The organism is Streptomyces fragilis, assembly GCF_003112515.1.
In the GTDB taxonomy this organism is placed as follows: domain Bacteria; phylum Actinomycetota; class Actinomycetes; order Streptomycetales; family Streptomycetaceae; genus Streptomyces; species Streptomyces fragilis.
This window is the reverse complement of record NZ_BEVZ01000004.1, coordinates 1,080,167-1,106,189: the sequence shown is the minus strand read 5'-3', so window position 1 is coordinate 1,106,189 and position 26,023 is coordinate 1,080,167. Positions and strand designations below refer to the sequence as shown.

Annotated in this window: 26 protein-coding genes and 1 pseudogene; 19 read left to right on the top strand and 8 right to left on the bottom strand. The window is 73.1% G+C overall.

All coding sequences use genetic code 11. The features are described 5' to 3' along the window. The first annotated feature begins 97 nt into the window (after window positions 1-97). Window positions 98-880, top strand: coding sequence for a CDP-alcohol phosphatidyltransferase family protein (locus tag Sfr03f_RS18180; RefSeq protein WP_290429517.1), 783 nt, complete (start codon window positions 98-100; stop codon window positions 878-880). Between the two features lie 111 nt (window positions 881-991). After that, entirely contained in the window at window positions 992-1,969 is a 978-nt protein-coding gene (locus Sfr03f_RS18175) for a DMT family transporter (RefSeq protein ID WP_108954908.1), read from the top strand. Here Sfr03f_RS18175 and Sfr03f_RS18170 read toward each other — a convergent pair. From Sfr03f_RS18170 to Sfr03f_RS18160, 3 genes and pseudogenes are all read right to left on the bottom strand, one after another. Beyond that, window positions 1,944-2,765: pseudogene (locus tag Sfr03f_RS18170) on the bottom strand (LysR family transcriptional regulator); the annotation flags it as partial. The gene Sfr03f_RS18175 and the pseudogene Sfr03f_RS18170 overlap by 26 nt on opposite strands. A gap of 6 nt (window positions 2,766-2,771) precedes the next feature. Further along, the gene (locus Sfr03f_RS18165) at window positions 2,772-3,173 is read right to left on the bottom strand and encodes a PLD nuclease N-terminal domain-containing protein (RefSeq protein WP_108954907.1); all 402 of its coding nucleotides are present in this window, start codon (window positions 3,171-3,173) and stop codon (window positions 2,772-2,774) included. 99 nt (window positions 3,174-3,272) lie between these two features. Then, window positions 3,273-3,704 carry a PLD nuclease N-terminal domain-containing protein gene (locus Sfr03f_RS18160; protein WP_372514393.1) on the bottom strand — a complete coding sequence of 144 codons (432 nt, stop codon included), beginning with the start codon at window positions 3,702-3,704 and terminating at the stop codon, window positions 3,273-3,275. A gap of 128 nt (window positions 3,705-3,832) precedes the next feature. On the opposite strand from Sfr03f_RS18160, the gene Sfr03f_RS18155 reads away from it, so the two are divergent. Both Sfr03f_RS18155 and mqnP read left to right on the top strand, forming a co-directional pair. Beyond that, a complete protein-coding gene (locus tag Sfr03f_RS18155; RefSeq protein WP_108954906.1) occupies window positions 3,833-5,296 on the top strand; it encodes a menaquinone biosynthesis decarboxylase in 1,464 nt (487 codons plus the stop codon). Next, window positions 5,280-6,209: a menaquinone biosynthesis prenyltransferase MqnP gene (gene mqnP, locus Sfr03f_RS18150; protein WP_108954905.1), complete on the top strand. Its 930-nt coding sequence runs from the start codon at window positions 5,280-5,282 to the stop codon at window positions 6,207-6,209. The genes Sfr03f_RS18155 and mqnP overlap by 17 nt, the downstream gene beginning before the upstream one ends. Window positions 6,210-6,274: 65 nt before the next feature. On the opposite strand, the gene Sfr03f_RS18145 is transcribed toward mqnP, so the two are convergent. Beyond that, on the bottom strand, window positions 6,275-6,889 hold the full coding sequence (locus Sfr03f_RS18145) for a rhomboid family intramembrane serine protease (RefSeq protein WP_108954904.1): 615 nt from the start codon (window positions 6,887-6,889) through the stop codon (window positions 6,275-6,277). A 274-nt stretch (window positions 6,890-7,163) separates the two neighbouring features. Between Sfr03f_RS18145 and Sfr03f_RS18140 the strand changes: the two genes are divergently transcribed. From Sfr03f_RS18140 to Sfr03f_RS18105, 8 genes are all read left to right on the top strand, one after another. Continuing rightward, window positions 7,164-7,856, top strand: a complete 693-nt coding sequence (locus tag Sfr03f_RS18140; RefSeq protein WP_108954903.1) for a UbiX family flavin prenyltransferase — start codon at window positions 7,164-7,166, stop codon at window positions 7,854-7,856. Between the two features lie 110 nt (window positions 7,857-7,966). Further along, complete coding sequence (locus Sfr03f_RS18135; RefSeq protein WP_108954902.1) at window positions 7,967-8,422, top strand: Lrp/AsnC family transcriptional regulator; 456 nt, start codon at window positions 7,967-7,969, stop codon at window positions 8,420-8,422. Window positions 8,423-8,591: 169 nt separating this feature from the next. Continuing rightward, window positions 8,592-9,116: a GNAT family N-acetyltransferase gene (locus Sfr03f_RS18130; protein WP_108954901.1), complete on the top strand. Its 525-nt coding sequence runs from the start codon at window positions 8,592-8,594 to the stop codon at window positions 9,114-9,116. 154 nt (window positions 9,117-9,270) lie between these two features. Continuing rightward, on the top strand, window positions 9,271-9,531 hold the full coding sequence (locus Sfr03f_RS18125) for a DUF4229 domain-containing protein (RefSeq protein ID WP_108954900.1): 261 nt from the start codon (window positions 9,271-9,273) through the stop codon (window positions 9,529-9,531). Between the two features lie 361 nt (window positions 9,532-9,892). Beyond that, on the top strand, window positions 9,893-11,227 hold the full coding sequence (locus Sfr03f_RS18120) for a dicarboxylate/amino acid:cation symporter (RefSeq protein ID WP_170145101.1): 1,335 nt from the start codon (window positions 9,893-9,895) through the stop codon (window positions 11,225-11,227). A gap of 183 nt (window positions 11,228-11,410) precedes the next feature. Beyond that, entirely contained in the window at window positions 11,411-11,998 is a 588-nt protein-coding gene (locus Sfr03f_RS18115; RefSeq protein WP_108954899.1) for a TetR/AcrR family transcriptional regulator, read from the top strand. An 18-nt stretch (window positions 11,999-12,016) separates the two neighbouring features. After that, the gene (locus Sfr03f_RS18110) at window positions 12,017-14,203 is read left to right on the top strand and encodes an MMPL family transporter (protein ID WP_108954898.1); all 2,187 of its coding nucleotides are present in this window, start codon (window positions 12,017-12,019) and stop codon (window positions 14,201-14,203) included. Between the two features lie 71 nt (window positions 14,204-14,274). Next, window positions 14,275-14,928, top strand: a complete 654-nt coding sequence (locus Sfr03f_RS18105) for a TetR/AcrR family transcriptional regulator (protein WP_108954897.1) — start codon at window positions 14,275-14,277, stop codon at window positions 14,926-14,928. 60 nt (window positions 14,929-14,988) lie between these two features. Here Sfr03f_RS18105 and Sfr03f_RS18100 read toward each other — a convergent pair whose 3' ends face one another. Beyond that, window positions 14,989-15,978: a MaoC/PaaZ C-terminal domain-containing protein gene (locus tag Sfr03f_RS18100; RefSeq protein WP_108954896.1), complete on the bottom strand. Its 990-nt coding sequence runs from the start codon at window positions 15,976-15,978 to the stop codon at window positions 14,989-14,991. A 4-nt stretch (window positions 15,979-15,982) separates the two neighbouring features. Then, on the bottom strand, window positions 15,983-17,296 hold the full coding sequence (locus Sfr03f_RS18095) for a 3-oxoacyl-ACP reductase (protein ID WP_108954895.1): 1,314 nt from the start codon (window positions 17,294-17,296) through the stop codon (window positions 15,983-15,985). A gap of 162 nt (window positions 17,297-17,458) precedes the next feature. Here Sfr03f_RS18095 and Sfr03f_RS18090 point away from each other — a divergent pair, with 162 nt between their 5' ends. After that, window positions 17,459-18,751, top strand: coding sequence for an acetyl-CoA C-acetyltransferase (locus tag Sfr03f_RS18090; RefSeq protein WP_108954894.1), 1,293 nt, complete (start codon window positions 17,459-17,461; stop codon window positions 18,749-18,751). A gap of 161 nt (window positions 18,752-18,912) precedes the next feature. Here Sfr03f_RS18090 and Sfr03f_RS18085 read toward each other — a convergent pair whose 3' ends face one another. Further along, complete coding sequence (locus tag Sfr03f_RS18085) at window positions 18,913-19,116, bottom strand: cold-shock protein (RefSeq protein ID WP_108954893.1); 204 nt, start codon at window positions 19,114-19,116, stop codon at window positions 18,913-18,915. A 353-nt stretch (window positions 19,117-19,469) separates the two neighbouring features. Between Sfr03f_RS18085 and Sfr03f_RS18080 the strand changes: the two genes are divergently transcribed. Together Sfr03f_RS18080 and Sfr03f_RS18075 are read left to right on the top strand one after the other, a co-directional pair. Then, window positions 19,470-20,318, top strand: coding sequence for a menaquinone biosynthetic enzyme MqnA/MqnD family protein (locus Sfr03f_RS18080; RefSeq protein ID WP_108954892.1), 849 nt, complete (start codon window positions 19,470-19,472; stop codon window positions 20,316-20,318). 28 nt (window positions 20,319-20,346) lie between these two features. Then, window positions 20,347-21,075, top strand: a complete 729-nt coding sequence (locus Sfr03f_RS18075; RefSeq protein WP_108954891.1) for a prepilin peptidase — start codon at window positions 20,347-20,349, stop codon at window positions 21,073-21,075. On the opposite strand, the gene Sfr03f_RS18070 is transcribed toward Sfr03f_RS18075, so the two are convergent. After that, window positions 21,063-22,022 carry a LysR family transcriptional regulator gene (locus Sfr03f_RS18070; protein ID WP_108954890.1) on the bottom strand — a complete coding sequence of 320 codons (960 nt, stop codon included), beginning with the start codon at window positions 22,020-22,022 and terminating at the stop codon, window positions 21,063-21,065. The two genes, Sfr03f_RS18075 and Sfr03f_RS18070, sit on opposite strands and share 13 nt — an antisense overlap. Window positions 22,023-22,139: 117 nt before the next feature. Between Sfr03f_RS18070 and Sfr03f_RS18065 the strand changes: the two genes are divergently transcribed. The 4 genes from Sfr03f_RS18065 (at window position 22,140) to Sfr03f_RS18050 (ending at window position 25,774) form a co-directional block, all read left to right on the top strand. Further along, window positions 22,140-23,015, top strand: coding sequence for an oxidoreductase (locus Sfr03f_RS18065; RefSeq protein ID WP_108954889.1), 876 nt, complete (start codon window positions 22,140-22,142; stop codon window positions 23,013-23,015). A 100-nt stretch (window positions 23,016-23,115) separates the two neighbouring features. Continuing rightward, entirely contained in the window at window positions 23,116-24,318 is a 1,203-nt protein-coding gene (gene mqnC, locus Sfr03f_RS18060) for a cyclic dehypoxanthinyl futalosine synthase (RefSeq protein WP_108954888.1), read from the top strand. A 10-nt stretch (window positions 24,319-24,328) separates the two neighbouring features. Next, on the top strand, window positions 24,329-24,961 hold the full coding sequence (locus Sfr03f_RS18055; RefSeq protein WP_108954887.1) for a hypothetical protein: 633 nt from the start codon (window positions 24,329-24,331) through the stop codon (window positions 24,959-24,961). A gap of 117 nt (window positions 24,962-25,078) precedes the next feature. Then, window positions 25,079-25,774 (top strand): demethylmenaquinone methyltransferase, encoded by a 696-nt coding sequence (locus tag Sfr03f_RS18050; RefSeq protein WP_108955069.1) that lies wholly within the window; start codon window positions 25,079-25,081, stop codon window positions 25,772-25,774. The last annotated feature ends 249 nt before the right edge of the window (window positions 25,775-26,023 follow it).

Here is a 26,023-nt window from a genome sequence, read left to right as displayed (position 1 = left end):
AGGAGCCGCCCCCGCGCAGGGGGCGGCTCCTCGCACTCGCGGGGCCTGCTCTACCCTGGCCGTCACTCGGCGACATCGGTGGAAGGAACACGTGGAGATGGTGGCTGCTGCCCCGGTCCTGGAGGAGCTTCGGGAGGTCTGCCAGCCGCAGGCCAAGCTGGCCAGCCGCAACGGCGAGCACTGGGCCGGCCGGATGTACATGCGGGCGATCTCCCTGCGGGTGACGCGCCAGCTGGTGCGGACGCCGGTCACCCCGGACGCGCTGACCTGGACGATGGTGGTCTGCGGTGTGGCCGCGGGCGCCGCCCTGCTGATTCCCGGGCTCACCGGCGCGGTCCTGGCCGCCGTGCTGTTCCAGCTGTTCCTGCTGTTCGACTGCGTCGACGGCGAGGTCGCGCGGTGGAAGGGCCAGAACAGCGCGGCCGGCATCTACGTCGACCGGCTCGGCGCGTACCTCGCCGACGCGGCGCTGCTGGCCGGCGCCGGCTTCCGGGCGGCCGGCTGGGGCGACGGCGGCTCCTTCGACGGCTGGGTCTCGCTCGGCCTGTTCACCGCCATGGGCGTGGTCCTGCTGAAGGCCTCGACCGACCTGGTGGACGTGGCCCGCGCCCGCCGCGGACTGGCGGTGGCCGACGACGAGTCGACGCGGCCGCGCTCGGAGGGCGTCGCCACGCTGCGCAAGCTGGCCGCCGCGTTCAAGATCCACCGGCTGACCAACGGCATCGAGGCGTCCCTGGTGCTCCTGGCCACCGCCGTGGTGGACGCCGCCCTGGGCAACCTGGACGCCACCCGGATCGCCCTGGTGGTCCTCGCGGCCGTGACCTGGGTGATGGTCCCGGCCCACCTGTTCTCGATCCTGTCCTCCTCGCGCCTGCGCTGACGGCACCGCAGTGGTGCCGACCTGGGGTCATCGGCTGCGCCGATGGCCCCATCGGCATCACGGGGTGGTCCGGCGTGGCCCCGGGCGGCGGGCGCGCCGTAGCTTCGGGGCATGACAACAGAGACGAAGGGGATCGCCCAGCTCACCACCGCCATGGTGCTGTCCGGGACGATCGGCGTGTTCGTGGTCGAGTCGGGGGCCTCCTCGCTCAACGTGGTGTTCTTCCGGGTGGTCTTCGGCGCGCTGGCCCTCGGCGCCTACGTCGCCGCCCGCGGCTGGATACGGGGGCACGGGTTCACCCGGCGCAGCCTGGCGCTGACCGTGCTGGCGGGACTGTTCATCGTCGGCAACTGGATCCTGCTGTTCGAGTCGTACGGCAACACCTCCATCTCGGTGGCGTCGGTCGTCTACCACATGCAGCCGTTCTTCGTCGTGGTGTTCGGCGCCCTGCTCTTCCGTGAGCGGCTGACCGCCGCCACCCTCGGCTGGGTGGCGCTCGCCTTCGCCGGTCTGGTCCTGGTTTCGGGCGTCCGGCCGGAGGACCTGACCGGCGGCGACGGCCACTACCTGCTCGGCATCGGCCAGGCGCTGGGCGCCGCGGTGCTCTACGGACTGGCCACCCTGGTGGTCAAGCGGGTGCGGGGCGTGCGGCCGCACCTGATCGCCCTGGTGCAGGTCGTCGTGGGCATCCCGCTGCTGCTGCCGTTCGCCGACCTGGGCGCGATGGGCGGCGCGGGCGCCGGCGCCTGGGGCTGGCTGGTGACGCTCGGCGTCTTCCACACCGGCGTGATGTACGTGCTGATGTACGCCGCCTACGCCAAGCTGCCCACCGCGAAGATCGCCGTGCTGGCCTTCGTCTACCCGGCGGTCGCGATGCTCACCGACTGGGCGGTGTACGGGCACCTCATGGGGTGGCTGCAGGCGCTGGGCCTGCCGCTGATCGTCCTCGCGAGCCTCAAGGTGACGCTCAGGAAGCCGGCGGCCGCTCCTGCTGCTCCCGCAGCAGCCGCCGGGTCTGCTCCACGAACAGACGCGCCGCGGGAGGCAGCCGCTTCCCGGACCGCCACGCCAGTTGCGAGTGGAGAGTGAACGACGGCCGCCAGTCGAGGCGCTGAAGCGCCTGGGCGGCCAGCGCGTCGGCGACCGTGACCTCGGGGAGCAGGGCGATCCCCAGGCCGGTCGCCGCGGCGCGTTTGGTGGCCTCCACGGTGCCGAACTCGCGGAAGGCGACCGGCTCCCCGGCGACGGCGGTGAGCTCGGCCTCGAAGAGGTCGCGGAACGCGCAGCCCGACTCCACGGCGAGCAGCGTGGCCCCGCAGAGGTCGCCGGTGGTCAGGGGGCGGCCGGCGAGCGGGTGACCGGGCGCCGCCACCAGGGCCAGCGGCTCCGGCAGCAGGACCACCGTCTCCAGTCCCGCGTGCTCGGTGCGGGCCTCCATCAGGAAGCCGAGGTCGTAGACGCCGCGCCGGAGCGCGTCCAGCGTCTCGTCGCCGATGGTGGTGCGCAGCGACAGCCGCACCTTCGGGTAGCGGTGGTGGAACAGCTCGAAGAGCGGCGGCAGCCGGTACGACGTCAGCGACTCGATGGTGCCGACGGTGAGCAGCCCGGAGGGCTCGTGGGGCTCGACGGCGGCGGCCCGCGCCTCGGCGGCCAGGTCCAGGAGGCGGCGGGCGTACGGCAGCAGCCGCTCCCCGGCCTCGGTGAGCCGGATACGGCTGCCGAGGCGGTCGAAGAGGGCGACGCCCAGGTCCTGTTCCAGCGCCCGCACCTGCGCGGTCACCGTGGACTGCGCGTACGCCAGCTCGGCGGCCGCGCGGGTGAAGCTGAGCAGGGCGGCGACCTTCTCGAAGGTCGCCAGCAGCCGCAGGTCGAGCGCCGGGGACATGGTGTCTCAGTTCTCCTTGCGGTCCTGCTGCTCCTGCCGGCGCAGCTCCTCCTCGCGGCGGCGCAGGTCGGCCTCCCAGTCCTTCAGGAGGGCCTCGTCCCGCTTGTTCTCCTCGGCGAGCCGGGCGAGGAACGCCGGGTCGTCGTCCGGGGCGACGGGGGCGGAGGGGCGGTGGTCGCGGTGCCACTCCGAGGGCGTGGAGCCGCGGTGGGCGGCGGCGCCGTCACGGACCTTGCCGGCCACCAGCCAGGCGATCGGGCCGACCAGCACCTCGCCGAGGAAGAGGATGATCAGCACCCAGACCACCTTGGGCAGGCCGCGGACCTTCTCCTCGGGGGTGTTGAGGCAGTCGATGAAGGCGTAGATCCACAGGGCCAGCACCAACAGGAACGGCAGAATCCGGAGCATGTCCAAGTCCCCCCAGGACGCGACAGGTTGTTCGAACGGTGAGGAGCGGCAGACTAGCGGCTGCGCCGGACGCGCCACCCGGCGGCTCCTGGGGGAGCGTCAGCTCTCCGGCGCGTCCTCGTCCCGGCCGCGGCGCTCGTCACGCGGGTCCTCCCGCTGGTCGCGCTGCCCGGGCTCCTCGCCGTCCTTGCCGCGCCTGCGCGTCTCCTCGCCCAGCGACTTGAGGAAGTCGGGGTTGTCGTCCGGCGCCACGAACCGCTGCCGGCGCTGCCCCCCGCGCGGTCCGCCCCGCTGCCCGCCGCGCGGACCGAAGGAGCCCTCCTCCGCGCCGCCGCCGTGACGGACCTTGCCCGCGACCAGCCACGCCACCGGGCCGATCAGCGCCGTGCCGAGCAGCAGGATGAGCATCGCCCAGATCGGCTTCGGTAGGACCCGGACGTCTTCCTCCGGGGTGTTCAGGCAGTCGATGAACGCGTAGATGGTCAGGGCCAGCACCAGGAGCAGCGGCAGGATCCTCAGCATGACGGGCATACCCCCAGCGGAACGACGGCGGGACGGCGGCAGCCGACCCGTGACGTCACCCAGGGTAGCGGCTGGCCGGGTGCTTCGTCCGAGGGGCGGACGCCAGGTCCGCGAAGCCCTCGGCGATACTGGGGGGCATGGCTTACGACGATCTTCGCTCCTTCCTGCGGGCCCTGGAGCGCGACGGAGACCTGAAGCGGGTGACGGCCGAGGTCGACCCCCATCTGGAGGTCGGGGAGATCGTCGACCGGGTCCAGAAGTCGGGCGGCCCGGCGCTGCTCTTCGAGAACGTGCGCGGCTCCGCGATGCCGCTCGCGATGAACGTCTTCGGCACCGACCGGCGCCTCCTCAAGGCGCTCGGCCTGAAGTCCTACGAGGAGATCGGCGAGACCATCGCCGGTCTGCTCAAGCCCGAGCTGCCGCACGGGTTCGTGGGCGTGCGGGAGGCATTCGGGAAGCTGGGCACGATGACGCACGTGCCGCCGAAGAAGGTGAAGGACGGCCCCGTGCAGGAGGTCGTGCTCACCGGCGACGACGTGGACCTCGACCAGCTCCCCGCGCTCTTCACCTGGCCGCAGGACGGCGGCGCGTTCTTCAACCTGGGCCTGACGCACACCAAGGACCCGGAGACGGGCGTGCGCAACCTCGGCCTCTACCGGCTGCAGCGCCACGACAGGCGCACCATCGGCATGCACTGGCAGATCCACAAGGACAGCCGCAACCACTACCAGGTCGCCGCCCGCCGCGGTGAGCGGCTGCCGGTCGCGATCGCCTTCGGCTGCCCGCCCTCGGTCACCTACGCGGCGACCGCGCCGCTGCCGGGCGGGATCGACGAGTACCTGTTCGCCGGGTTCGTCGCGGGCCGGCGGATCGAGATGGTCGACTGCAAGACCGTCCCGCTGCAGGTCCCGGCCAACGCCGAGGTGGTGCTGGAGGGCTGGCTGGAGCCGGGCGAAATGCTGCCGGAGGGGCCGTTCGGCGACCACACCGGCTTCTACACGCCGCAGGAGCCGTTCCCCGCGCTGACCATCGACTGCGTCACCATGCGCAAGAAGCCGCTGCTGCAGTCGATCGTGGTCGGCCGGCCGCCGACCGAGGACGGTCCGCTGGGGCGGGCCACCGAGCGGTTCTTCCTGCCGCTGCTCAAGATCATCGTGCCGGACATCGTGGACTACCACCTCCCCGAGGCGGGCGGCTTCCACAACTGCGCGATCGTCTCGATCGACAAGAAGTACCCGAAGCACGCGCAGAAGGTGATGCACGCCATCTGGGGTGCGCACATGATGTCGCTGACCAAGCTGATCGTCGTCGTCGACTCCGACTGCGACGTGCACGACCTGCACGAGGTCGCCTGGCGCGCCCTCGGCAACACGGACTACTCGCGCGACCTCACGGTCGTCGAGGGCCCCGTCGACCACCTCGACCACGCCTCCTACCAGCAGTTCTGGGGCGGCAAGGCGGGCATCGACGCGACCGCGAAGTGGCCCGAGGAGGGCTACACGAGGGACGGCGGCTGGCCCGAGATGGTCCTGCCCGACCCTCAGACGGCGGCGAAGGTCGACCGCCGGTGGAAGGAGTACGGCATTGACCGCCGCCGCTGACGCCACGGGCGCCACAGGTCCCGTTCCCGCCGAACGCCGGCCGGGCCGGGTGAAGGCCTTCCTCCGCCTGGTGATGATCGAGCACTCGGTCTTCGCGCTGCCCTTCGCCTACATCGCGGCGCTCACCGCGATGTTCACGGTGGACCGCTCCGTGCACTGGGCCGACCTGCTGCTGGTGACCGTCGCCATGGTCGCCATGCGCACCTTCGCGATGGCCGCCAACCGGATCATCGACCGGGAGATCGACGCGCGGAACCCGCGGACCGCGCAGCGTGAGCTGGTCACCGGCGCGGTGTCGGTGCGGACGGCGTGGACGGGCGCGCTGGTCGCGCTCGCCGTCTTCCTGGTGACGGCGGCGCTGCTCAACCCGCTGTGCCTGATCCTGGCGCCGCTCGCGGCGATCCCGATGGTGGTCTACCCGTACGGCAAGCGGTTCACGAACTTCCCGCAGGCCATCCTGGGGCTGGCCCAGGCCATCGGCCCGCTCGGCGGCTGGCTGGCCGTCACCGGCGAGTGGTCCTGGGACGCCGTCGTCCTGGGCGTCGCCGTCGGCGTGTGGATCGGCGGCTTCGACCTGATCTACGCCTGCCAGGACGTGGAGACGGACCGTGAGGTCGGCGTGAAGTCCGTCCCGGCGCGCTTCGGCATCCCCGCGGCGATCTGGGGCGCGCGCGGCTGCCACGTCGTCACCACGGCTCTCTTCGCCTGGTTCGGCCTCCTCACCGGGGCGGGTCTCTTCTTCTGGGTGGGCCTGCTGATCGTGGCCGGCGCGTTCGTCTACGAGCACACCATCGTCCGCCCGCACGACCTGTCCCGCCTCAACCGGGCGTTCTTCAGCGTCAACGGGTTCATCGGCATCGCCCTGTTCGTCTGCGCGCTGCTCGACCTGGTGGTCCGCGGCCTGACGGTCTGACCGGCGGTCCGTTTCCCACCCCCCGGAGGGCCGGTGCGACCGCCGGTCCGCCCGGGCGGGGAGCGTTAGGCGGCGCGGGGGCGGCGGGCCAGGAGGAAGGCGGCCGCGACACCGGAGAGCAGGCCTATCAGGTGGCCCTGCCAGCTGACCCCCGTCTGGGTGGGGGCGAGGCCCGCCAGTATCGAGCTGCCCCACACCGCGGTGATCAGCACGGCGACCACCACACCGAGCGGGCGGCGCTCCACGAAGCCGGAGACCAGCAGGAAGCCGAACAGGCCGAAGATCACCCCGGAGACCCCCGCCGTGTTCACCCCGGCCGGCGATATGAGCCAGACGCCCACCCCGTCGGCCACCATGATCAGCAGGCACACGGCGAGGAACCGCCGGACCCCGCCGAGCGCGGCCAGGAACCCGAGCACCAGCAGGGGCAGCGTGTTGGCGGCGACGTGGGCGAAGCCGAAGTGCACGAAGGCCGAGGGGACCACGTCCACCAGCTCGCCGGGGTCGCGTGGCACCACACCGAAACGGTCGAGGGCGTTGCCCGAGGCCGCGTCGACGATCTCCAGCACCCACAGCAGGGCGACCCAGCCCAGCATCAGCTTCCCGGCCAGCCGGACGCGCTCCCCGCGCGACACCGCCGCGCCCGGGCCGGCGCCCGTACCGCCATCGATGGCTGCCATGGTCGGATCCCCCGTCTCCCTCTGCGGCTGCTGCGCCTTCCCGGCTTCTCGAACCTCGCCTCTGCTCCCACAACGCTTTGCCCCCCTTGTCCGGTTCCCGGACCCGCGCACCGGATCCCGACGGCGCGGCAGCGGCGCGGCAGTGGCGCGGCAGTGGCGAGGACGCGGGCGGGCGGCGGGCGGACGCGGGAGGAAGCGGCCCCCCGCGACCTCCCGGCGCCCCCGCGGTCCTGCCCGTGCCGGGGCTGTCGGGCCGCGCCGGTAGGCTCGGGGTGTGAACGCAGGGGAAAAGCGGCGGACCCCTTGGATCGTGGGGGTCTCCGGGGCATCCGGCACGCCATACGCGGCGGCGGTGCTGCGCGGGCTGATCGAGGCCGGGGAGAGCGTCGACCTGGTGGTGAGCCGGGCCGCCCGGCTCACCCTGCTCGACGAGACCGGGATCTCCTTCCGGGACGCCCACTGGCAGGACGACCTGGGCCGCTGGCTGGCGGCGGGCGCGGACGGCAGGCCCGACACCTTCGGCCCCGGCGCCTACGCGGAGGCCGCGGGCGACGTCCGGTACTGGGCGGCCGGCGACCTGGCCGCCGGCCCGTCGTCCGGTTCGTACCCGGCCCGCGGGATGCTGATCGTGCCCGCCTCCACCGCCTGCGTCGCGGGGGTCGCGCTGGGCCTGTCCAAGGACCTGCTGCAGCGTGCCGCGAGCGTGACGCTCAAGGAGCGCCGCCCGCTGGTGGTCTCCGTGCGTGAGACCCCGCTCAACGGGCAGACGCTGCGGCACCTGGTCACGCTGGACGACGCGGGGGCGAACGTCGTCCCGGCCTCACCGGCGTTCTACGCGGGCGCCACCCACATCCAGGACCTGGTCGACTTCGTCGCCGGCCGGGTGCTCGACGCGGCGGGCGTCCCGCACACCCTGTACCGCAGGTGGAAGGGCGGACTCGGCGGGGCGAGGGCCGCCGAGAGCTGATCACCGCACCTCCCGCCGATCACCAGGACCGCACGACCGCCGCCGCTCGTGCCGGTCCGTCCTCGGTCACACACGTCGCAGGAACACCTCACCGGAAGGCAATCGATCGCATGGACGCCGTGGACAGGCAGCTCATCCAGGCTCTCAGGGAGAACGGACGGGCCTCCTACGCGGAACTGGGACGCCTCGTCGGTCTGTCGGGGCCCAGCGTCACCGACCGCATCAACCGGCTGGAGGCGGCCGGGGTCATCACCGGGTACCGGGCCACCGTCGACGCCGCCTCGCTCGGTCTGGGCGTCACCGCGCTGATCGGCATCTCGCTCTCCGACGCCGCCGACCACGAGGAGGTCGCCCTGCGGCTGAAGGAGCTCCAGGAGATCGAGGACTGCTGGTTCATCGCGGGCGACGACAGCTACATGCTGAAGGTCCGGGCGAAGGACGTGGACGGCCTGGAGAGCATCATCCGGCGGCTCTCCGGCACCCACGGGGTGTCCCGGACCCGCACCACCATCGTGCTCTCCACCAAGTGGGAGAACAGGGTCGGGGAGCTCCCCGAGGAGGTCTGAGCCCTCCGCCAGTCCCTCGCCGCGCCCGGCGGCGGGTCCGCGGGCGACCGCGCGCCCGCCGCGCGGGCGGTGCCCGGTCGCCGCGCGGGCGGTGCCGGGGCGCGGCGCCGGGAGTCCAGCCCGTGGAACCCGCTTGAGCACGGCGGATCGTAAGGGCTAGGTTCGCTCCATGACCCTTACCTTCACGTTCGATCCGGTGATCACTCCTGCCGTCCGTGACGGGATCCTCGACCTCTGGGCCGACGTGACCGACGCCGGCGGCGCCGTCGGCTTCGTGCCCCCGGCCGACCGCGACGCCATCCGCGCGGCGCTGGTCAAGCAGCTCACCCAGGTCGCCGACGGCACCGCCCGGCTGCTGGTCGGGCAGGACGCCGGGGGGCGGGTGCTGGCCACCGGGTTCCTGGCCTCCAACGGCCACCGGCTGATGCGGCACTGGGTGATGGCGTACACCGTGATGGTCCACCCGGACCACCAGGGCAAGGGGTACGGCCGCGACCTGATGGCGGCCCTCGCCGACGCCGCCCGCTCGCTGGAGGGCGTCGAGGGCATCCGGCTGGGCTGCCGCGGCGGCCTCGGCCTGGAGCGCTTCTACGCCTCCTGCGGCTACAAGGAGGTCGGCCGGGTTCCCGGCGCCATCCGCGTCGCGCCGGGTGACGACCGCGACGACGTCACCATGTGGCTCCCGCTCACCTGACACCCGCGCCCGCCCGCGCCCGGCGCCCACATCGCCGTACCCGCCCCGTCCCGCGCCGCACCCGCCCCGCTCGACCGGCCCCCGCGCAAGATCCCTCCCGCGGCGTGTTTCACTGGACGGCAGTGCCTTCGTCGGTCGGAAGAGTGGGTTAGACATGCTCCGCTACACACTGATGCGCCTCGGCGTCTTCGTGGGCTGCTTCGTGGTCGTCTGGGGTGGCGTCTACGCCGGTGTGCTGCCGAGCGCCGTCGGCGACTCCAACGGCATCTGGATGATCCTGCTCGCCCTGGTGATCTCCGCCCCGATCAGCTTCGTGGTGCTGCGCGGCGAGCGCGACCGCGCCTCGGAGCAGATCGTCGAACGGATGGAGCGCGCCAAGGTCAACCTGGAGCTGAACCGCACCCAGGAGGACTGACCCGCCGCGCGCCGGGCTTCGGTGCCCCGTCTCCCGCAGGGAGGCGGGGCACTTGTCATTCATGGGGTGGAGGAGCGTCCCACCTCACAAAGACAGGCTTTGGGCATCCCAAAGCTTTGCTGTTAACGTATGTGTATGACGTCAGCAGCCGCGCCCCTCACGCCGCAGAGCCTCCGGCTCGTGGCGCGCCTGCACGTGGACCTCTGCCGCCGAACCACCGCGGCGTGTCGGCTCTGACTCCGACTCAGGTCGGGTCCGATCCCGTTCCACCTCTCTCGCGGCGCTGCTGACCGATCCGGGGCGCCGCCTTTCAACGTTTCGTTCCCCCGCGCCACCGCGCGTCCCCCGACGGAGTGTGTCCGTGTCCGAGAACACGCATGCCGTGAGCAGGCCCAAGCGCCGGCTCAAGGTGCCCTTCTGGGCCCAGATCATCGCCGGTCTGGTCCTCGGCGTCCTGCTGGGCTGGCTGGCCCGCAGCCAGGACCTGGCCTGGCTGGTCACCACCCTCGACAAGGTCGGCGGAACGTTCGTCCAGCTGCTGAAGCTGGCCGTCGCCCCGCTCGTCTTCTTCGCGATCCTGGTCTCCATCACCAACCTGCGCAAGGTCAACAACGCCGCCCGGCTGGCCTCCCGCACGCTGCTGTGGTTCCTGATCACCTCGCTGATAGCCGTGGTCATCGGCCTCGCCATCGGCCTGCTCACCAACCCGGGCGCCGGCACCGGCCTCACCCCGAAGGACGGCGGCAAGCCGGAGAGCCAGGGCAGCTGGATCGACTTCCTGACGGGCATCATCCCGACCGACGTCATCACGCCGTTCACCGAGCTGAACGTGCTGCAGATCGTCTTCATGGCCGCCGTCGCCGGTATCGCCGCCCTCGCCATCGGCGAGAAGGCGCAGCCCGTGCTCACCTTCAGCGAGTCGGTGCTCGAGCTGCTCCAGAAGGCGCTGTGGTGGGTCATCCTGCTCGCCCCGATCGGCACCGTCGGCCTCATCGGCCGCGCCATCGCCACCTACGGCTGGGACCTGATCGGCAAGTACGCGACCTTCACCGCCGACGTCTACATCGGCTGCGCGCTGGTGATGTTCGGTGTCTACCCGCTGCTGCTCGCCACGGTCGCCAAGGTCAGCCCCGTCCAGTTCTTCAAGGGCGCCTGGCCGGCCATCCAGCTGGCCTTCGTCTCCCGCTCCTCGGTCGGCACCATGCCGCTGACCGTCAAGGTCGTCGAGCGCCTCGGCGTGCCGCGCGAGTACACCTCGTTCGCCGTCCCGTTCGGCGCCACCACCAAGATGGACGGCTGCGCCGCCATCTACCCGTCGCTCGCCGCGATCTTCGTGGCGCAGATCTTCGACATCCAGCTCGGGCTGCAGGAGTACCTGCTGATCGCGTTCGTCGCGGTCGTCGGTTCCGCCGCCACGGCCGGTCTCACCGGTGCCACGGTCATGCTCACCCTGACCCTGTCGACGCTGGGCCTGCCGCTGGAGGGCGTCGGCCTGCTGCTGGCCATCGACCCGATCCTGGACATGATGCGCACCGCCACCAACGTGGCCGGTCAGGCGGTCGTCCCGGTGCTGGTCGCGGCCCGGGAGAACATCCTGGACCGTGACGCCTACCGCGGCGCCTCCGCCTCCCCGCTGGAGGAGGACGAGCCCGAGGTGCGCGACCGCGCCCCCGAGCCGGTGGGCGCCACCGCCTGACCCGTCCGCGGAGCGCGCCTCCGCCGTTCCTGCCGAAGGCCCCCTCCGCCCCGTTCCGGTCGAAGGGGGCCTTCGGCCGTCATGGGGGCGAAACCGCCGTCCGGGGGAAACCGTGAGGGAACACACACCGGCGCGACTGTCCGAACGGTCAGATCTGACCGTTCGGACAGTTACCGTGAGCTCATGGCACGCACGTCCAGCGGGCTGCACGAGCGACTGCTCGCCTCCGCCCTGCGCCTCTTCGTCTCCCGCGGCTTCCGCGGCACGTCCCTCGCGGACATCGCCGCCGACGTGGGCTGCTCCAAGGCGTCGTTGCTCTACCACTTCAGCAACAAGGAGGCGATCCTCACCGAGCTGCTGATGCCGGTGGGCAACGAGGTCTTCGACCTCGACGCCCGGCTGGCCGAGCTCGACGGCGAGGAGGCCGCGGTCACCGCGATCCAGTCCTTCGTCGGCATCACGCTGCGCTTCCGGCGCGAGATCAAGCTGCTCTTCGACAACCTCGCCGACGTCTCCTGCCTGCCCGACCTGGGCGTGGAGGCCATCGACGGGATCCGCGACCGGCTGATCGACGCCGTCGCCGGACGCTCCACCGATCCACGGGACCGCATCGCCGCCTCGATCGCCCTCGGCGGGATCTTCGCCACCGGCGCGGCCGACCTGCCGTACGACGACCGGACCCTGCGCGAGGCGCTGCTCACCGGCGCGCTCCGCACCCTCGGCCTCGGCCCCGACCGGGCCGGCCTCGATTCAGAGCTCGGGAAGAACTAGAAGAAGGGCCCCTCTCCCATGGCGACCTTGCTCTACCGGTTGGGCCGCGCGTGCTTCGGGCGCCGCGGCCTGGTGGTGGCCGTGTGGCTGCTGCTGCTCGCCCTGATGGGCGGTGCGGCGGCGGCCTTCATGGGCACCACCACCAACGCGTTCCGCATGCCGGGGACCGAGTCCCAGCGCGCGATGGACGCACTGCAGAAGCAGTTCCCGCAGGCCGCGGGCGCCACCGGCACCGTGGTGGTCACCTCCGACGAGAAGCTGACGCCCGCCGACGTCGCGCCGGTGGTCAAGGACGCGGCCGCGATACCCGACGTGGTCGCCGCGATGGACCCGTTCAAGACGCGGTCGATCTCGCAGGACGGCCGCTACGCGCTCGTCCAGGTCCAGTTCGAGGACGAGATCGCGGACATCACCGACGAGCAGCGCGAGGCCTACGCCGACCTGCCCGAGAAGTACGACGGCGAGGACGGCACGGTCCGCGTCGAGGTGGGCGGCGAACTCGCCCAGACCCCGCCGGAGGTCGGCTCCACCGAGGCGATCGGCGTGGTGATCGCGGCCGTGGTCCTGGTGGTCACCTTCGGCTCGCTGGTCGCCGCCGGCATGACGCTGCTCAACGCCCTGGTGGGCGTGGGCGTCGGCATGGCCGGCCTGTACGCGCTGACCGGCTTCGTCGAACTCAACAGCACCAGCCCGGTGCTGGCGCTGATGCTGGGCCTGGCCGTCGGCATCGACTACTCGCTCTTCATCACCTCCCGCTACCGCGGCTTCCTCGTCGAGGGCGTCGAGCGGCGCGAGGCGGCCGGGCGGGCCATCGGCACCGCGGGCTCCGCGGTGGTCTTCGCCGGCGCCACCGTCGTCATCGCGCTGGCAGGCCTGTCGATCGTCGGCATCCCGTTCCTGTCGGCCATGGGCCTGGCCGCGGCGGCGACCGTCGCGGTGGCCGTCCTGGTCGCGCTCACCCTGCTCCCGGCGGTGCTCGCCTTCGCCGGGGACAAGATCCTGCCGCGCAAGCTGCGCGACGCCGTCGCCGAGAAGCGCGAGCAGGGCGGGACCGTCGAGGTGAAGCAGGGCTTCGGCTACACCTGGGGCCGCCTGGCGCTCAAGCTGCGCATCCCGATCCTGGTGGTCGGCGTCGCCGGTCTGGCCGCGCTGACGCTGCCCGCCCGCGACATGCACCTGGCGCTGCCGGACGCCGGCACCGCCGCCGTCGAGACCACCGAGCGGCAGGCGTTCGACCTGACCGCCGAGGGCTTCGGCCCCGGCTTCAACGGCCGCCTGATGGCCGTCGTCGCCGCCGACACCCCGGCCGCCACCAAGGCCGCCGTGCAGGACGTCTCCACCCTGGTCAAGGACGTCAAGGGCGTCGCGGCCGTCGCCCCGCCGCAGTTCAACCAGGACGGCACGACGGCCCTGGTCGCCGTCATCCCGACCACCGGACCGACCGACACGGCCACCGAGGACACCGTCCACGCCATCCGCGGCAAGGTCGCCGACGTGCAGGGCGCCGACGTGGCGCTGACCGGCGTCACGGCGATCGGCATCGACATCTCCGAGAAGCTCTCGGACGCGCTGCCGATCTACCTGCTGCTGGTGGTCGGCCTGTCGGTGCTGCTGCTGATGCTGGTCTTCCGCTCGGTGCTGGTGCCGGTGAAGGCCGCGCTGGGCTTCCTGCTCACCGTCGGCGCGACCTTCGGACTGACCACGGCGGTCTTCCAGCAGGGCCACCTCGCCGACCTGGTGGGCGTGGACACCCCCGGGCCGCTGGTCAGCTTCCTGCCGATCATCCTCATCGGCATCCTCTTCGGCCTGGCCATGGACTACGAGGTCTTCCTGGTCTCCCGGATGCGCGAGGACTTCGTGCACGGCGACTCCGCGCGCCAGGCCACCGTCAACGGCCTCGGCCACAACGCCCGGGTGGTGACCGCGGCGGCGCTGATCATGACCGCGGTGTTCGCGGGCTTCGTCTTCGCCCACGACCCGATCATCAAGTCCATCGGCTTCGCGCTCGCGGTCGGCGTCCTGATCGACGCGTTCGTGGTGCGGATGACGCTGGTGCCGGCGGTCATGTCGCTGCTGGGCCGCGGCGCGTGGTGGCTGCCGAAGTGGCTGGACCGCGCGCTGCCGGACCTCGACATCGAGGGTGAGAAGCTGCGGCACGCCCTCGCCGAGCCGGCACCCGGCCGGGACAAGGTCACGGTGGGCTGACGCGAGACTCTGGCGTTCCTTTTACCGACGAGGCCCCGGTGGATCCACCGGGGCCTCGTTATGGTTGCCGCATGGTTGGAGGAGCGGTACGGACCAGGCGGCTGCCACGGGCGGAGCGCGAACGACAGATGATGGACGCCGCCGTCCGGGTGTTCGGCCGCCAGGGCTACCGCGGCGCCTCGATGGACGAGGTGGCCGAACTCGCCGGTGTCTCCAAGCCGTTGGTGTACCTGTACCTGAAGTCCAAGGAGGACCTGTTCACGGCGTGCATCCGCCGTGAGGCGCGGGCCCTCACCGAGGCGGTCCGCGGTGGCGTCGGCGACGCCGCGCTCCCCGCCGACCGGCAACTGTGGGAAGGGCTGCACGCGTTCTTCCGGTACACCGCCGAAAATCCGGACGGCTGGGCCGTGTTGCACGTGCAGGCCCGCACGCACGGCGAACCGTTCGCGGCGGAGGTCGCCGCGATGCGCGCCGAACTGGTCGTCTTCGTCACGCAGTTGATCGCGGTGGAGGCGCGGGCGGCGCACCGTGACCCGGACCTGCCCGAACGGGAGGTCGCCGGCCTCGCCCAGGCGCTGGTGGGCGCGGCGGAGTCGCTCGCCGCCTGGGCCAACACGACGGAGGGCATCTCCGCGCGGCAGGCCGCGGCCACCCTGATGAACTTCGCCTGGGCGGGCCTCGGCAACCTCATAGCGGGCCGCCCGTGGACCCCGCCACCCACCTGACCCGAGGGCACGCCGCGCGGGATCCCGCGCGGCGTGGACGGGACGGTGTCCCGGCGCCGCCTACGCCAGGGGAGCGGTCTCGCCCTCGAGGTGCAGGCGGTCGCCCCCGCGGAGTTCGAACCGGTCGCCCGACTCGCCGTACACGACGGTGCCCGGCAGCAGCACCGGCGCCCTGAACCGCACCGTCACCCGCCCCGCCTCGGGCACCCCGTGCGCCGCCACGCACCGCGCCGCGGTCCACATGCCGTGGGCGATGGCCCGGGGGAACCCGAAGAGCCGGGCCGTCGCCGCCGTGAGGTGGATCGGGTTCCGGTCCCCGGACGCGGCCCCGTACCGCCGCCCGAGGTCACCCGCGAGCCGCCACTCGGCGGCCACCGGCAAGGCCACGCGCTCCTCCGGCGCCGCGTGCTCGTCCGGCGCCGCGTCCTCCTCGGGCCCTACGCGCCCGTCGTGCTCCACGCGCTCGTCCGGCGCCGCGAGCTCCTCCCGGGTCGCGCGGGCGTCCCGCTCGCCGCGTGCCTGCGGCGGCGAGGGGACCCGGTGTCGCGCGAGGTAGGTGCTCTGCGACTCCCAGACCGGCTCGCCGTCCGCCCGCGCCTCGGTGACCACGGTCGCCTCCGTGCCCCGGCGGTGCGGTGCGAGCCCCGCCACGCGCACGGCGATCTCGTACGGCCGGTCCGCGGGCATCGCGGCCCGCCGGGTGATGCCGATGGAGGTGTGCACCAGCCCCAGCACCGGCAGCGGGAACGCCCGCCGGGTCATCAGCCGCATGGCCGGCGCGAACCCCAGCACGTGCGGGTACGTCACCGGCAGCGTGCCGTCCGCCTCGAACCCGCAGGTCCGCTCGTACGCGGCGAGCCGTTCCGGGTCCACGCGCACGGCGGGCAGCACCAGCCGCGTGCGCGGGTACGGCGCGTTCGGCCGCGGCCGCTTGGTGGGGGAGAGCAGCGCGCCGCGGGCGAGCAGCGGCGCCAGCGCCGGCGGGCGCGTCAGCACCACGTTCCGCGATTCCTCGGGCGCGGACCCGGACCCCGGTATCGCCTCGGTCATCGGCTCACGCCCCCAGCATGCTCTGGCCGCAGACCCGGACCACCTGGCCGTTGACGCCCCCCGAGGCGGGGTTCGCGAACCACGCGTGGGTCTCCGCGACGTCCACCGGCAGCCCGCCCTGGACCAGCGAGTTCATCCGCCGCCCGGCCTCCCGGATCATCAGCGGGACCGCCGCCGTCATCCTGGTCTCGATGAAGCCGGGCGCCACCGCGTTGACCGTGACCCCGTGCTCGGCCAGCGCCCGCGGCGCCAGGGCGCGGACCAGACCGACGATGCCGGCCTTGCTGGCCGCGTAGTTGGTCTGGCCGGAGTTGCCGGCGATGCCCGCGATGGAGGCCGTGGCGGTGATCCGCCCGCCGCGCGGGATCAGCCCCTGGGCCAGCAGCGTGTCGGTGGTGTGCAGCACGCTCGCCAGGTTGACGTCGAGGACCGAGGCCCAGCGCTCGGCCGGCATGTTGACCAGACGGCGGTCGCGGGTGATGCCCGCGTTGTGGACCAGCACGTCCAGGCGGCCGTCCGGCAGCACCGCGGCGATCCGGTCGGCGGCGTCGGCGGCGGTGATGTCCAGCCCGAGGGCGGTCCCGCCCAGCCGCCCGGCGAGGGCGCGGGCCTCCTCCTCGGCCTGCGGGACGTCCAGCACGACCACGTGGGCGCCGTCCCGGGCCAGGGTCTGCGCGACGGACGCGCCGATGCCCCGCGCGGCACCGGTGACCAGCGCGGTCCGGCCGGCCAGCGGGCGGTCCCAGTCCTCGGGGACGACCCGCTCGGCCTCGCGGACCTCGATCACCTGGCCGTCCACGAACGCCGACTTCGGCGAGAGCAGGAACCGCAGCGTGGACTCGGCGGAGGCGGCGTCGGTGAGGCGGACCAGGTTGACGGTCCTGCCCCGGCCGATCTCCTTGCCGAGCGAGCGGACGAAGCCCTCCAGGCCCTGCTGGACCGCCGACTGGTGGTGGTCGGCCGGGTCCGGCGGGGCGCCGAGGACGACCACCCGGCCGGAGTCGGCGATCGCACGGACCACGGGGTGCAGCGCGGCGTGCACCTCCGCCAGCGCCTCCACGGTGCGCACGCCGGTGGCGTCGACCACCACCGCGGCGGGCCGCTCGGCGCCGCCGGTGCGCACGTCCAGTCCGGTGTGGGCGAGGACGGGCGCCAGGTCGACGGCCGGCTTCCCGGCCGTCAGGTGGAGCACGGGACCGTCCAGGGCGGGCTGCTCGGCCGACCACCGGCGCAACGGGGCGGGCTGCGGCAGGCCCAGCCGCTTGGTGAGGAAACGGCCGGGCGCGGTCCGGGTGAAGCTCTGATAGCGGTCGGCCATGTGGGGGCTCCCAGGCATGTGCTGTACGGACGGGGGTGACTTACCCTGAAGTAAGGTTACCGATGGTAAGGCCCTGCTTGCCTGGCAGACGGGCCGGGCAGGACCAGGGGTAGGCCGCCGATGGTAGGGCGGCACGAGGAACAAGGTAAGGAGCAGGCCGAGATGAGCGATTCCCTGCAGCCCCCGGCGACCCGCCGCGTCGCCGTCGTCGGCGGCACGCGCATTCCCTTCGCCCGCTCCGACGGCCCCTACGCCACCGCCTCCAACCAGGAGATGCTCACCGCCGCCCTCGACGGGCTGGCCGAGCGGTACGCCCTCCAGGAGCCGGGCGCGGTCGGCGAGTTCGTGGCCGGCGCGGTCCTCAAGCACAGCCGGGACTTCAACCTGGCGCGTGAGACGGTGCTGGGTTCGCGGCTGGACGCGCGGACTCCCGCCTACGACATCCAGCAGGCCTGCGGCACCGGGCTCCAGGCGGTGATCGCGGTCGCCAACAAGATCATGCTCGGCCAGCTGGAGTCCGGGGTGGCGGGCGGCGCCGACACCGCCAGCGACGCGCCGCTGGCACTCGACGACCGGTTGCGCCGGATCCTCCTGGAGGCCCGCCGGGCGAAGTCCGCGGGCGCCCGCCTCAAGGCGCTCGCCAAGGTACGCCCGTCCCATCTGGTCCCCGACATCCCCCGCAACGCCGAGCCGCGCACCCACCTGTCGATGGGCGAGCACGCGGCGGTCACCGCCCGGGCCTGGGGCGTCGGCCGCGAGGCGCAGGACGAGCTGGCCGCGGCCAGCCACCGCAAGCTCGCCGCCGCCTACGAGCGCGGCTTCTTCCAGGACCTGGTGGTGCCCTTCAGGGGCCTGGAGCGCGACCAGAACCTGCGGCCCGGCTCCACGGTGGAGAAGCTGGCCACCCTCAAGCCGGTCTTCGGCCTGGACGGTCCGAACCCGACGATGACGGCCGGCAACTCCACGCCGCTCACCGACGGCGCGGCCACCGTGCTGCTGGCGAGCGAGGAGTGGGCCCAGGCCCGCGGGCTGAAGCCGCTCGCCTACCTGACCGCGTACGAGACGGCGGCCGTGGACTTCGTGCACGGGGACGTCGCCGCCGAGGGAGGGGACGGGCTGCTGATGGCGCCCGCACACGCGGTGCCGAGGATGCTGGAGCGGGCCGGGCTGGGCATCGAGGACTTCGACCTGGTCGAGATCCACGAGGCGTTCGCCTCGCAGGTGCTGGCCACGCTGGCCGCCTGGGAGAAGCGGGGCCTGGCCCCGGTGGACCGGGACCGGCTGAACGTGGCCGGCTCCTCGCTGGCCACCGGGCACCCCTTCGCCGCCACCGGCGCCCGGGTGGTCGCCACGCTGGCCAAGCTGCTCGCCGAGCGGGAGGGGCCGGCGCGGGGCCTGATCTCGGTCTGCGCGGCCGGCGGCCAGGGCGTCACGGCGATCCTGGAGAAGGCCTGAGGCACGCGGCGGACGGGCGGCCCTGAGCACCGCCCGCCCGCGCGGAAAAGGCAGGAGCCCCGCACGCCGGTCATGACCGGCAGGGGGCTCCTTGGGTACTGCACTCGTTCCGGAATCAACTCAACCGGAGCAGAGCATCGGGCTCACTTCGAGCCGGAGGCTTACTGCGGGGTGACGTTCTCCGCCTGCGGGCCCTTGGGACCCTGGGTCACGTCGAAGGTCACCGCCTGGTTCTCCTCGAGCGAGCGGAAGCCGCTCGCGTTGATCGCGGAGTAGTGGACGAAGACGTCGGGGCCGCCGCCTTCCTGGGCAATGAAGCCAAAGCCCTTTTCGGCGTTGAACCACTTCACGGTTCCGGTAGCCATAAGCCCTCCTTGGGCCCAAAGGGTTGCCCTGCTCCAGAACCTGCAAGTGTCCGAAACAACTGCGAAGTCTGAAAACGACGAGAGCCCGCGGTCACATGCTCCGCAGGCTCTGTACTGCAAGGGAAACCAAACTGCAACTTGCTGCGAGCCTAGCACGCACGGGCCGGGAATCAAGAGAGGCCAAGATCACGTCACTCGTGTGCATAAAAAGCGCAGATCGGGGTTGACGGAGGGGTTCGGCCATGTGGGCGACCCGGGGGTGGGACGGGCCGCCCGGTCGGCGCGAGGTACGCGGGCGCGCGCGGGCACACCCTGAACGCCGGGTTGCGCCGGACGGGGTCTAGTCTCGCGATGTGGACAATTCTCGCATCCGGCCGCGCGTCGGCCACATCCAGTTCCTGAACTGCCTGCCCCTCTACTGGGGGCTCGCGAGAACAGGCACGCTCCTCAATCTGGAGCTGACCAAGGACACCCCGGAGAAGCTGAGCGAGAAGCTGGTGGCCGGCGACCTCGACATCGGCCCGATCACCCTCGTCGAGTTCCTGAAGCACGCCGACGAACTGGTCGCCTTTCCCGACATCGCGGTCGGCTGCGACGGGCCGGTGATGTCCTGCGTGATCGTCTCGCAGCTGCCGCTGGACCAGCTCGACGGCGCCCGGGTCGCCCTCGGTTCCACCTCGCGGACCTCCGTGCGGCTGGCACAGCTGCTGCTGCAGGAGCGTTTCGGCGTCAACCCCGAGTACTTCACCTGCCCGCCGGACCTGGGCGCGATGATGCTCGAGGCCGACGCCGCCGTGCTGATCGGCGACGCCGCGCTGCGGGCCAGCCTGCACGACGCGCCCCGGCTCGGGCTCGCGGTGCACGACCTGGGCACGCTGTGGAAGGAGTGGACGGGCCTCCCGTTCGTCTTCGCCGTCTGGGCCGCCCGCCGCGACTACCTCGAGCGCGAACCGGACCTCACCCGCCGCGTCCACGAGGCGTTCCTCGCCTCCCGCGACCTCTCCCTGGAGGAGGTCACCAAGGTCGCCGAACAGGCCGCCCGCTGGGAGGCCTTCGACGCCGAGCTCCTGGAGCGGTACTTCACCACCCTGGACTTCCGCTTCGGGCCGCAGCAGCTCGGCGCGGTGACCGAGTTCGCCCGCCGCGTCGGCCCCACCACGGGCTTCCCGGCGGACGTGCGGGTGAACCTGCTGGAGGTCTAGGCACCGCGCCCCGCCGTAGGCTGGCCGGGTGACGACCGAGCTGTGGCCGGCGGTGATCGCGGCCGGGTGGGGAGCGGTGGCCGGAGTGCTGGCCGGGAGGCCCGCGTACCGGCTGGCCGTGGTGCCGGGCGAGCCGTGGCGGGCCGCCTGCCCCGCCGGGCACCCGCTGCCCGGCTGGCTCGGCGCGGCCCGCTGCCCGAGCTGCCGCGGCCCGTACGGCGGCGGCCGCCTGGCCCTGCCCGTCGTCACCGCGCTCCTGTGCGCCGCCGTGGCGGCGGCCACCGGGCCGCGGCCGGAGGTGGTGGTGTGGCTGGCGCTGACGCCGGTGGGCGTGCTGCTGGCCGCCGTGGACGCCCGGGTGCACCGGCTGCCGGACGTGCTGACCCTGCCGTGCGCCGCGGCGGCCCCGGTCCTCCTCGGCGTCGCCGCCCTGCTGCCCGGCCACGGCGGCAGCTGGACGGGGGCGCTGCTCGGCGCGGTGGCCCTGGCCGCGGGGCACCTGGTGCTGCACCTGGTCAGCCCGGCCGGGATGGGGTTCGGGGACGTGAAGCTCACCCTCACCACCGGGGCGGTGCTGGGCTGGTACGGCTGGGGGGTGCTGCTGCTGGGCGCCTTCGCCGGGTTCCTGCTCGGCGGGCTGTACGGCCTCGGCCTGGTCGTCCTGCGCAGAGGCGGCCGCCGCACGGAGATGCCGTTCGGCCCGTTCCTGCTCGCGGGGGCCTTCCTCGGCCTGCTGGCCGGGGCCTACGCCGCCTGACCCCCGCCTCCCGGCTCCCGCCGCCCGGCACCGGGCGCGGACCGCCGGTCGAGCTCCGCCGCCGCGGTCAGGTAGGCCCGCACCAGGGGTCTCCCGTCGTCCCGGCGGGCGGCCACCGCCAGCCGGGAGGGGCTGAGGCCGCGCACCGGCACGGCGGTCACCCCGTCCCGCACGACCAGCGAGGAGTTGCCGGCGGCCAGCAGCACCACGCCCTGGCCGTTGACGAGGGCCTCGTGGGTCTCCTCGGCGCTGGCCACCACCCCCGCGACGCGTGGCGCGCGGCCGCCCCTGGCGTCCACGGCCAGCCAGTACTCCCGCAGCGGCCCGGCCTCCGGCGGGAGGGCGAGGAACGGTTCGCCGGCGAGGTCGGCGAAGTCCACGGCGCCCTCGGGATCGGCGGCCGCCCGGCCCCGCAGGGGGTGCTCGGGCGGAAGGGCCACCCAGCGCGGTTCCTCGGCCACCACCACGCACCGGTACCGCTCGACGTCCGGCAACGGCAGCCAGACGAAGGCCACGTCGCTGGACCCGTCCGCCAGCCCGGCCGTCGGATCGGCCCAGCTGACCTGCCGCAGCACGGGCCGCGCCCGGGGGTGCCCGGACAGCAGCCGGGCCCTCAGGGCGGGGAGCAGGCCTCGGCCGGGGCTGGTGGACATGCCGATCACCAGGCGGGCGCGCTCGGCCGCCGTCGCCCCGGCCACCGCCTCCTCGGCGGCCCGCCAGGCGGCCAGCGTCGCGCGGGCGTGCGGCAGCAGGGCCTTCCCGACCGCGGTCAGCCGCACCGCACGCCGGTCCCGGTGGAACAGCTCCGCGCCGAGCTGCTTCTCCAGCATCCGTATCTGTTTGCTCAGCGCCGGCTGCGAGACGAACAGCCGCTCGGCGGCCCGCGTGAAGCTCAACTCCTCGGCGACGGCGGTGAAGTAGCGCAGTTCGCGTCCGTGGACGTCCATAACCGATGGCTATCACGGAGTGTCTTGGACAGGGGCCGGGATCGCGGCGAAGGATGGGAACCGCCGGCGGGAGCGGCCCGGGCGGCGAGGGAACGGCCAGCGAAGAGGGGAACGCGGATGACCGGCAAGGGCGAGGGCAAGGACGCGGGCGTGAGCAGGGGCAGGGTCTGGCTGGTGACGGGCGCGACCAGCGGCTTCGGGAGGGCCGTCGCCGAGGCCGCGGTCGCCGCCGGGGACACCGTGATCGGCACGGCCCGACGGCCCGAGGCGCTGGCCGAGCTGGTCGCCGCGCACCCCGACCGGGTGGAGGCGATCGGCCTGGACGTCACCGACGGCGAGCGGATCGACGCGGTGGCCGCCGACGTCCTGGCCCGCTACGGCCGGGTGGACGTGCTGGTGAACAACGCCGGACGCACCCAGATCGGAGGGTTCGAGGAGACCACCGACCAGGAGCTGCGCGACCTGTTCGAGCTGCACGTCTTCGGACCGGCACGGCTGACCCGCGTGCTGCTGCCGCAGATGCGGGAGCGGGGCGGCGGAGCGGTCGTCAACATCAGCAGCATGGGCGGACAGCTGTCCTTCGCCGGCTTCTCCGCGTACAGCGCGACCAAGGCGGCGCTGGAGCAGCTCTCGGAGGGCCTGGCCGACGAGGTGACGCCGTTCGGCATCAGGGTGCTGATCGTGGAACCCGGGGCGTTCCGCACCAACCTGTTCGGCAAGGGCGCCGCCTACTTCTCCGCGGAGCACCCGGCGTACGCGCAGACGGTCGGCGCCACCCGGAAGCTGGTGCGCGAGGGCGACGGCACCCAGCCCGGCGACCCCGCGAAGGCGGCGGCGGCCATCCTCCTGGCCCTGGACGCCGAGAACCCCCCGCTGCGGCTCGCCCTCGGCGGCGACGCGGTGGACGCCATCACCGGGCACCTCGACTCGGTCCGGGCCGAACTCGCCGCGTGGGAGAAGGTCTCCCGCGGGACGGACCTCGACCCGCGGTGACGGGCGGCGGCGGGGCGGCGGCGGGCTGGCCGCAGAGGATTCGGGGAGCTGGCGTAGGCTGAAGCGGTCCGTCCAAACCCTTGACGAAAGGGACGCATCGGTGACCGAGAAGGCCGAACTTCAGTCTGTGCTGGACCGCGCCGCCGACGGTGGGCGGATCACCCCTCAGGAGGCGGTCGCCCTCCTGCGCGACGCCCCGCTGCACGCCCTCGGCCAGGCCGCCGACGCCGTCCGCCGCCGCAAGTTCGCCGGTACCGAGCACATCGCGACGTACATCATCGAGCGCAACATCAACTACACCAACGTGTGCGTCACGGCGTGCAAGTTCTGTGCGTTCTACGCGGCCCCGAAGGACACCAGGAAGGGCTGGACCCGCGACCTCGACGACATCCTGCGCCGCTGCGCGGAGACGGTCGAACTCGGCGGCACCCAGATCATGTTCCAGGGCGGGCACCACCCCGACTACGGCGTCGAGTACTACGAGTCGCACTTCAAGGCCATCAAGGACGCCTTCCCGCAGCTGGTCATCCACAGCCTGGGCGCCTCCGAGGTCGAGCACATGGCCCGCATCTCCGGCGTCTCCGTCGAGGAGGCCGTCACCCGGATCCACCGGGCCGGCCTGGACTCCTTCGCCGGAGCCGGCGCCGAGCTGCTGCCCGCGCGGCCGCGCAAGGCGATCGCCCCGCTGAAGGAGAGCGGCGAGCGCTGGCTGGAGATCATGGAGACCGCGCACGGCCTCGGCGTGGAGTCGACCTCGACCATGCTGATGGGCACCGGCGAGACCTACGCCGAGCGCATCGAGCACCTGCGGATGATCCGCGACGTCCAGGACCGCACCGGCGGCTTCCGCGCCTTCATCCCGTACACGTACCAGCCGGAGAACAACCACCTGAAGGGCCGCACCCAGGCGACGCTCTTCGAGTACCTGCGGATGATCGCCGTCGCCCGGCTCTTCCTGGACAACGTGGTGCACATCCAGGGCTCCTGGCTGACCACCGGCAAGGAGGCCGGCCAGCTCTCCCTGCACTACGGCGCGGACGACCTGGGCTCGATCATGCTGGAGGAGAACGTGGTCTCCTCCGCGGGCGCCCGCCACCGCTCCAACCGCCAGGAGATCATCGACCTGATCCGTGCCGCGGACCGCGTCCCGGCGCAGCGGGCGACCACCTACGAGCACCTCGTCGTGCACGAGGACCCGGCGAACGACCCGGGCGACGGCGACCGCGTGACCTCGCACATCTCCTCCACGGCGATCGACCGCGGCATCGCCCACCCGGAGCTCCAGATCGTCGACGCGCGCTGAGGCCGGGGCGTTGCTGACCATCCACCGGCCCTCGCTGGGCGTCCGCCGCACGGTGGGCGGGCCGGTGGAGCCCGGCTGCGCGGTGCTCGTCGCGACGCCGCACGTCGTGGCGGCGGGCCCGTACGAGGAACTGCTGCGCGCCGACCACGCCCGGCTCGCCCGGGCGGAGGGCGACGTACCCGAGGACGCGGCCGGGTGGACCCCGGAGGTCCGGGTCCGCGAATGGGAGGGCCTCCTGGAGCCGGGCCGGCACGAGCCGGACGGCCACGCCCTGCTGGAGCGCGCCTACTGGCCCGACCCCCGCGAGGTGGACGAACTCGGCGCCGAGCCGCTCACCGGCGAGGCGTTCGCCGCGCTCCCGATGACCGCCGCCCGGCTCCGCCAGAGCGCCCGGCGCGGCGTCCAGCGCCTGCTCTCCGTCGGCACCGTGAAGGTGGAGGGCCCCTTCGCCGACCCGGCGATCGCGACGATCGTCCAGCGCTCCGGCATGGGCGTGACCGGCCTCGGCGGCCGGGCCGCGGAACTGCTGCCCCGCCTCCTCGAGGTCGCCCCGGTGCGCAACGCGGACTTCGTGATCCGCGCCGCCGACGGGACCTGCCTCGCCACGGTCCTCGCCGGCCGCCTGGTCTTCCGCCGCCGCTGAGGGTGCCTGTCACTGCTGCGCCGCCGCTTCCGGGCGATTCGCCCCCCTGACCAGCGCCCGGACCCGTCGGCCGGGGCGTTCGCGGCGGGGCCGGGGGCGGCTGCAACAATGGGCGGCGTGACCCGCGCATCCCTGGACAAGCAGCCGCACGAAGTCGCCTCGATGTTCGACGGCGTGGCGAAGCGGTACGACCTCACCAACGACGTGCTGTCCCTCGGCCAGGCAAGGCTCTGGCGCAAGGAGGTCGCCAAGGCCGTCGACGCCCGCCCGGGGCAGAAGGTGCTCGACCTGGCGGCCGGCACGGCCACCTCCTCGCAGCCGTTCGCGGAGGCCGGCGCCTACGTGGTGCCGTGCGACTTCTCCCTCGGCATGCTGCGGGTCGGCAAGGAACGCCACCCGTGGATGCCGTTCACCGCCGGGGACGCGACGAAGCTGCCGTTCAAGGACGACACGTTCGACGCCGTCACCATCTCCTTCGGCCTGCGCAACGTGCAGGCCACGGACACCGCGCTCGCCGAGCTGTACCGGGTGACCAAGCCGGGCGGGCGCGTGGTGATCTGCGAGTTCAGCCGGCCGGTGTGGGCGCCGTTCCGCACCGTCTACATGGAGTACCTGATGAAGGCGCTCCCGCCGGTGGCCCGGACGGTGTCCTCCAACCCGGACGCGTACGTGTACCTGGCCGAGTCGATCCAGGAGTGGCCCGACCAGCCGGCGCTCGCCTCGCGTCTGGTCAAGGCGGGCTGGAGCGACGTGGCCTGGCGCAACCTCACGGGCGGCGTGGTGGCCCTGCACCGCGGGTTCAAGCGGGACTGAGCGGCGCGGTCCCGGAGTTCGCGGCCGGATTGGCCAACTCCGTGGCACGGAGCGGGCTTTGGGGGAACTGTAGGGCGCGCCCCGGTGTCCGAAGGGGCAGCCGAGTCCTCCAGGATGGGTGGTACCCATGGCCACGTTCTGCCCGCGATGCCGCACCGCGGGGCCTGACGGGGCGCGCTTCTGCGCGAGTTGCGCCGCCCCGGTGATCGAGGGGCCCCCGCCCGCCCCGCCGGGCGGCGGGGTCCCGGC

Coding starts and splice junctions, on each gene's coding strand:
- Sfr03f_RS18180 (WP_290429517.1), top strand. CDS start 98: ATGGTGGCTGCTGCCCCGGTCCTGGAGGAGCTTCGGGAGGTCTGCCAG.
- Sfr03f_RS18175 (WP_108954908.1), top strand. CDS start 992: ATGACAACAGAGACGAAGGGGATCGCCCAGCTCACCACCGCCATGGTG.
- Sfr03f_RS18165 (WP_108954907.1), bottom strand. CDS start 3,173: ATGCTCCGGATTCTGCCGTTCCTGTTGGTGCTGGCCCTGTGGATCTAC.
- Sfr03f_RS18160 (WP_372514393.1), bottom strand. CDS start 3,704: ATGCCCGTCATGCTGAGGATCCTGCCGCTGCTCCTGGTGCTGGCCCTG.
- Sfr03f_RS18155 (WP_108954906.1), top strand. CDS start 3,833: ATGGCTTACGACGATCTTCGCTCCTTCCTGCGGGCCCTGGAGCGCGAC.
- Sfr03f_RS18145 (WP_108954904.1), bottom strand. CDS start 6,889: ATGGCAGCCATCGATGGCGGTACGGGCGCCGGCCCGGGCGCGGCGGTG.
- Sfr03f_RS18135 (WP_108954902.1), top strand. CDS start 7,967: ATGGACGCCGTGGACAGGCAGCTCATCCAGGCTCTCAGGGAGAACGGA.
- Sfr03f_RS18130 (WP_108954901.1), top strand. CDS start 8,592: ATGACCCTTACCTTCACGTTCGATCCGGTGATCACTCCTGCCGTCCGT.
- Sfr03f_RS18125 (WP_108954900.1), top strand. CDS start 9,271: ATGCTCCGCTACACACTGATGCGCCTCGGCGTCTTCGTGGGCTGCTTC.
- Sfr03f_RS18115 (WP_108954899.1), top strand. CDS start 11,411: ATGGCACGCACGTCCAGCGGGCTGCACGAGCGACTGCTCGCCTCCGCC.
- Sfr03f_RS18110 (WP_108954898.1), top strand. CDS start 12,017: ATGGCGACCTTGCTCTACCGGTTGGGCCGCGCGTGCTTCGGGCGCCGC.
- Sfr03f_RS18105 (WP_108954897.1), top strand. CDS start 14,275: ATGGTTGGAGGAGCGGTACGGACCAGGCGGCTGCCACGGGCGGAGCGC.
- Sfr03f_RS18100 (WP_108954896.1), bottom strand. CDS start 15,978: ATGACCGAGGCGATACCGGGGTCCGGGTCCGCGCCCGAGGAATCGCGG.
- Sfr03f_RS18095 (WP_108954895.1), bottom strand. CDS start 17,296: ATGGCCGACCGCTATCAGAGCTTCACCCGGACCGCGCCCGGCCGTTTC.
- Sfr03f_RS18090 (WP_108954894.1), top strand. CDS start 17,459: ATGAGCGATTCCCTGCAGCCCCCGGCGACCCGCCGCGTCGCCGTCGTC.
- Sfr03f_RS18085 (WP_108954893.1), bottom strand. CDS start 19,116: ATGGCTACCGGAACCGTGAAGTGGTTCAACGCCGAAAAGGGCTTTGGC.
- Sfr03f_RS18070 (WP_108954890.1), bottom strand. CDS start 22,022: ATGGACGTCCACGGACGCGAACTGCGCTACTTCACCGCCGTCGCCGAG.
- Sfr03f_RS18065 (WP_108954889.1), top strand. CDS start 22,140: ATGACCGGCAAGGGCGAGGGCAAGGACGCGGGCGTGAGCAGGGGCAGG.